Genomic DNA, 5,326 nt, shown 5'->3' with positions numbered 1-5,326 from the left:
TCTGAAGTGCCGCCGGAGTCGACCCCCACTACCGAAGACAAGGCGGCAAAGTCAGCCTCCTGAACGGGTCTGACCCGACGGCACGGCAAACGGCCCCTAATGGGGCCGTTTTCTTTTTCAGTGCACCAATTGCTTACCGTACATGCCACATCCCCCGCAAAACCGGCATTTTTCCGGCATGCCGCCTGCGCGGGTGAGGCGGATCCGGTAAAAATGGGGGAGATCCCGTCAGATAGATGCACCAAGACGCCGAAATGGTGTCAGCACCGCCATTTTCCGGCAGTTTCCGGCACGGCGCCTGCGCGGCAGCGGCGGACTCGGCAAAAACGGGGGAGCCCCCGTTATGGAGGGGTTTCAGGGCGTGGCGCCAAGGGCGGCGTGGGTGCGCGCCTCCACCATCAGGCGCTTCATCTCCCGCACCGCCTCGGCAAAGCCGACAAAGACGGCGTGGGCCACGATGGCATGGCCGATATTGAGCTCGACGATCTGGGGAATGCGGGCGATGGCCTGCACATTGTGGTAGTGCAGTCCGTGGCCGGCATTGACCTGCAGACCGAGCGAATGGGCGTATTCCGCCGCCTCCACGATGCGCTGCAGTTCCTGCCGCTGCCCCCAGTGGGACACTTCACCCAGATCTGCATAGTGGCCTGTGTGCAGCTCGACCACCGGCGCGCCCGTCTCCCTGGCCGCGTCGATCTGTTCCCTGTCGGCGTCGATGAACAGGGAGACGCGGACGCCGGACTCGTCCAGCCGCGTGACCACATCCTTGAGCCTCTCTACCTGTGACACCACATCCAGCCCGCCTTCGGTGGTCAGCTCCTCACGCCGCTCCGGCACCAGGCAGACGTCTTCCGGACGCAGAAAACAGGCGATGCCCACCATCTCGTCGGTGGCTGCCATCTCTAGGTTGACCTTGGTCTGACGGCACTCGATCAGCCGCTCCACGTCCCGGTCCTGAATGTGGCGCCGGTCCTCGCGCAGATGCAGGGTGATGCTGTCAGCCCCCGCCTGCTCGGCGTCCAGTGCCGCCTTGATCGGATCGGGATAGCGGGTACCACGGGCCTGACGCAGGGTGGCCACATGGTCGATATTGACGCCCAGATAGATGGGATTCATGACTCTGCACTCCTTTCAAGAAAACGGGCCAGCAGACGCTGGCTTTCCATGGGCCGTCCACCCAGCCAGGGAGCGAGCAGCTGCCTGAGCAGGCGCTTCTGGGCGGCGAGGCAGGCCGGTTCAAAACAGCCTTCCGCCAGCGCCAGCACACATGGGGCGGGCACACCGTCCACCGCCGCCCGCCAGCCGGACGCCTCCCAGATCAACGCCGTGGCGCCCTCGGGCGGCAGAGGCGGCTGACTGCCCAGCACCTCCAGCAGCGCCCACTCCAGCTGACGCAAGGCCCAGGCCTGTTGCGCGGGCTGCGCCGTCTGCGCCAGCGTCTCAAGGGTGCGCACATAGCGCTCGAACAGTGCCTCGACCGGCTCCCCTTCGGTCAGGGTGCGCTGCAGCAGCTCATTGGCGTAGAGGCCGCACAGCAGCCCCATGTGACGCAGCGCCACGCCGCCACCGACTGCCTCGAACTGATAGAGGGTGCTCAGGCGCCCACCGGGTCGGGGTCGCCAGCGCAGCGTCAGGGGCACGAACGGCTGCAGCCACGCCTGCCGCTGACGCGCCCGCCGGCTGGTGCTACGCACCCCCTTGACCACCAGATCCACCCGCCCCTGCTCCGGAGTAATGAAGCTGGCCAGCAGACTGGTCTCGCGGTAGGGCCGGCGGTGCAGCAGAAAGGCCGGCTGCTCCAGCATCAGACGTCGCTGTATCCCAGAGAGGCCAGCGCCCGGTCATCGTCGGACCAGTTGTCCTTGACCTTGACCCACAGCTCCAGATGGACGCGCGCGTCCAACAGGTTGATGATGTCCCGGCGCGCCTCGGTGCCGATCTTCTTGATCATGGCGCCATTGTCGCCGATGACGATGCGCTTCTGCCCTTCCCGCTCCACCATGATGGTAGCGTGGATGACCCAGCGGCCCTCTTCATCGTCCCACTGCATCTGCTCCACTTCCACGGTGGTGCCGTAGGGCACCTCCTCCCCCAGATAGCGCATCAGCTTCTCGCGGATCATCTCCGCCACCAGAAAACGGGTGGGCCGGTCGGTGACGTAATCCTCCGGAAAAATGGGGGGCTGCTCCGGCAGGCAGTCGACGATTTCCTTTTCCAGCGCGTCCAGATTGATCTTGCGGAAGGCGGACACCGGCACCACCGCGCGGAAGGGCACCTTGCCCGCCACCTGTTCGATGAACGGCAGCAGGTCATACTTGGCCTTGATGCGGTCCACCTTGTTGATGGCCACGATCACCGGCGCCTTCACGTCCCGCAGCAGCCGCGCCACCGCCTCGTCCTCGCGGGTCCACCTGCCCGCCTCCACCACGAACACCACCGCGTCCACGTCCACCAGCGCCGACCTGGCCGCCCGGTTCATGTAGCGGTTGAGCGACTTGCGAAAGCCCTGGTGCAGCCCGGGCGTGTCCACCAGCACGATCTGGTGGCACGGTGTGCTCTTGATGGCGTGAATGCGGTGGCGGGTGGTCTGGGGCCGTGGCGCGGTGATGGAGATCTTCTGCCCGATCAGCTCGTTGACCAGGGTGGACTTGCCCACGTTGGGCCGGCCGATCATGGAGACGAAGCCGGCCCGGAAGGGCGCATCACAGCCACGGGGGTCGTCGATCCGTTCAGTCATTTTTCGCCTCCAGCACGTCCAGCGCCTTTTCCGCCGCCAGCTGCTCGGCCTTGCGGCGGCTGCCCGCCTCCGCCTCGAACGGTGCGTGACCGGCCACCTCGCAGGCGACTCGGAAGGTCTGCTCGTGCGCCGGGCCGGTGATGGAGAGCACCTCGTAATGGGGCAGCGGCAGGCGCCGCTTCTGCAACCATTCCTGCAGCCGCGTCTTGGGATCCTTTACGATCTTGCGCGGATCCACCGCCCTGAGCCGGTCCGCATACAGGCGCAGCACCAGATCCCGGCAGGCGTCGATGCCACCATCCAGATAGGTGGCGGCGATCAGCGCCTCCACCGTGTCGGCCAGGATGGAGCGACGCCGGTAGCCGCCGCTTTTCAGCTCGCCGCCGCCGAGGATGAGATAGTCGCCCAGATTGAGCTCCTGGGCGATGTCCGCCAGCGTCTCGCCCTTGACCAGAAAGGCGCGCAGCCGGCTCAGGTCGCCCTCAGGCAGGCGGTCGTGGCCCCGGTAGAGGGCCTCGCCGATGATGAAGTTGAGCAGGCTGTCGCCGAGAAACTCCAGCCGCTCGTTGTGCTGGCCGGAAGCGCTGCGGTGGGTGAGGGCGCGGCGCAGCAGCGCCTCGTCACCGAAGTGGTAGCCCAGCCTGTCCATCAGCTGCGCCAGCGCGCGTGCGTCCGGCTGGCTCATTGGATCACCTTGCCGATGCGGTTGAAATGCACGGTGCCGTCCCAGTTCATCCAGATGAGCACGGCCCGCCCCTTGAGGTTGCGCTCCGGTACGAAGCCCCAGTAGCGACTGTCGTTGGAGTGGTCGCGGTTGTCACCCATCATGAAGTAGTGGCCGGGCGGCACCTTGATCGGCGTCAGCAGCGACTTGCCGGGACGCGTTTCATCATCCAGCAGGATGTCATGACACTTGCCCTCCCCCGGCAGACATTCCTCGTACACCTTGGCGCCGTCCATCATTTTGCCGGAGCCCTCGCCGTGGTAGACGCCCTTGAAGCGCATGGACACCGGCTTGCCGTTGATGATCAGATGCTTGTCGATGTACTGGATGGTGTCCCCCGGCAGGCCCACCACCCGTTTGATGTAGTCCAGCTCAGGGTTCTGCGGATATTTGAACACGATCACATCTCCCCGCTTCGGCTCGCCGATGTCGATCAGCTTCTGCTGGCTGATGGGCAGCTTGATGCCATAGCTGAACTTGCTCACCAGAATGAAGTCGCCGATCTCCAGCGTCGGGTACATGGAACCGGAGGGAATGCGGAAGGGTTCGGCCACGAAGGAGCGCAGCACCAGAACGACGAGAAAGACCGGAAACAGCGAGCGGGAATAGTCCACGATCACCGGCACCTTCTCGGTCACCGCCGCCTGGGCGCGCCGCGGCGCCCAGACCAGCCTGTCCACCAGCGCAATCACCCCGGTGATGCCGGTGATGACCACCAGCAGCAGTTCGAAATTCATCCGTTGTCGCCTCCTCCGGTCTGCAGCACGGCCAGAAACGCCTCCTGCGGCAGCTCTACCTTGCCGATGGCCTTCATGCGCTTCTTGCCTTCCTTCTGTTTCTGCAGCAGTTTCTTCTTGCGGCTCACATCACCGCCGTAGCACTTGGCGGTCACGTTCTTGCGCAGCGCCTTGACGTTGGTGCGGGCGATGATCTTGCCACCGATGGCCGCCTGCAGTGCCACTTCGAACATCTGCCGCGGGATCAGCTCGCGCAGCTTCTCGATCAGCTCGCGCCCGCGCTGCACCGCCTTGGAACGGTGCACGATGATCGCCAGCGCATCCACCGGCTCACCGTTGATGAGAATGTCCATCTTCACCAGATCATCCGCCTGGAAGCGCTTGAACTCGTAGTCCATGGACGCATAGCCGCGGCTGGTGGACTTGAGCCGGTCGAAGAAGTCCAGCACCACCTCGTTCATGGGCAGCTCATAGACCATCTGCACCTGATTGCCCACATAGGTCATGTTCTTCTGCACGCCACGCTTTTCGATGCACAGTTTCATCACATTGCCCACATACTCGTCCGGCACCAGAATGGTGGCCTCGATGATGGGCTCGCGGATTTCGGCGATGGTGCTCGCATCCGGCAGTTTGGAGGGGTTGTCCACCTTGATCACCTCGCCCTTTTTGGTCTCCACCTCATAGACCACAGTGGGCGCGGTGGTGATCAGGTCCAGGTTGTATTCCCGCTCCAGCCGCTCCTGAATGATCTCCATGTGCAGCATGCCGAGAAAGCCGCAGCGGAAGCCGAAGCCGAGCGCATCGGACGTCTCCGGCTCGAAGAACAGCGCCGCGTCGTTCAGACGCAGCTTGCGCAGCGCCTCGCGCAGGTCCTCGTAGTCCTCGGAGCTGATGGGGAAGATGCCGGCGAACACCCGCGGCTGCACCGGCTTGAAGCCCGGCAGCGGCTCGGGGACAGGATTGCGCGCGTCAGTGAGCGTATCCCCCACCGGCGCGCCGTCGATGTCCTTGATGCCGGCGATCACATAGCCCACCTCGCCGGCACTGAGTGTCTCGGTGGGCGTGCGCTTGGGCGTGAACACGCCCACCTGATCCACCTCGTAATCCTCGCCGGTGGACATGACG

General features: G+C 64.7%; 6 protein-coding genes. All 6 read right to left on the bottom strand.

Features of this window, described 5'->3' with window-relative positions; all coding sequences use genetic code 11:
* Positions 1 to 354: 354 nt before the first annotated feature.
* Positions 355 to 1,116 (bottom strand): pyridoxine 5'-phosphate synthase, encoded by a 762-nt coding sequence (gene pdxJ, locus F8K16_RS00145; RefSeq protein ID WP_294945275.1) that lies wholly within the window; start codon positions 1,114 to 1,116, stop codon positions 355 to 357.
* The gene (gene recO, locus F8K16_RS00140; protein ID WP_294945273.1) at positions 1,113 to 1,805 is read right to left on the bottom strand and encodes a DNA repair protein RecO; all 693 of its coding nucleotides are present in this window, start codon (positions 1,803 to 1,805) and stop codon (positions 1,113 to 1,115) included. Before recO ends, pdxJ begins: the two co-directional genes overlap by 4 nt.
* The gene (era, locus tag F8K16_RS00135) at positions 1,805 to 2,737 is read right to left on the bottom strand and encodes a GTPase Era (RefSeq protein ID WP_294945271.1); all 933 of its coding nucleotides are present in this window, start codon (positions 2,735 to 2,737) and stop codon (positions 1,805 to 1,807) included. The genes recO and era overlap by 1 nt, the downstream gene beginning before the upstream one ends.
* Positions 2,730 to 3,422, bottom strand: a complete 693-nt coding sequence (gene rnc / locus F8K16_RS00130; protein WP_294945268.1) for a ribonuclease III — start codon at positions 3,420 to 3,422, stop codon at positions 2,730 to 2,732. The genes era and rnc overlap by 8 nt, the downstream gene beginning before the upstream one ends.
* Positions 3,419 to 4,198 carry a signal peptidase I gene (gene lepB, locus F8K16_RS00125; RefSeq protein ID WP_294945266.1) on the bottom strand — a complete coding sequence of 260 codons (780 nt, stop codon included), beginning with the start codon at positions 4,196 to 4,198 and terminating at the stop codon, positions 3,419 to 3,421. Before lepB ends, rnc begins: the two co-directional genes overlap by 4 nt.
* The coding region (gene lepA, locus F8K16_RS00120; RefSeq protein WP_294945263.1) for a translation elongation factor 4 at positions 4,195 to 5,326 on the bottom strand (1,132 nt) is incomplete at its 5' end. The genes lepA and lepB, both read right to left, overlap by 4 nt.

The organism is Sulfurivirga sp. (assembly GCF_015490265.1).
Classification (GTDB): domain Bacteria; phylum Pseudomonadota; class Gammaproteobacteria; order Thiomicrospirales; family Thiomicrospiraceae; genus Sulfurivirga.
The sequence above is the reverse complement of the archived record's forward strand: the minus strand, read 5'-3'. Positions and strand labels throughout refer to the sequence as shown.

Excerpts from the sequence above, each read along its gene's own strand:
- pdxJ (WP_294945275.1), bottom strand. The coding sequence starts at position 1,116 with ATGAATCCCATCTATCTGGGCGTCAATATCGACCATGTGGCCACCCTG.
- recO (WP_294945273.1), bottom strand. The coding sequence starts at position 1,805 with ATGCTGGAGCAGCCGGCCTTTCTGCTGCACCGCCGGCCCTACCGCGAG.
- era (WP_294945271.1), bottom strand. The coding sequence starts at position 2,737 with ATGACTGAACGGATCGACGACCCCCGTGGCTGTGATGCGCCCTTCCGG.
- rnc (WP_294945268.1), bottom strand. The coding sequence starts at position 3,422 with ATGAGCCAGCCGGACGCACGCGCGCTGGCGCAGCTGATGGACAGGCTG.
- lepB (WP_294945266.1), bottom strand. The coding sequence starts at position 4,198 with ATGAATTTCGAACTGCTGCTGGTGGTCATCACCGGCATCACCGGGGTG.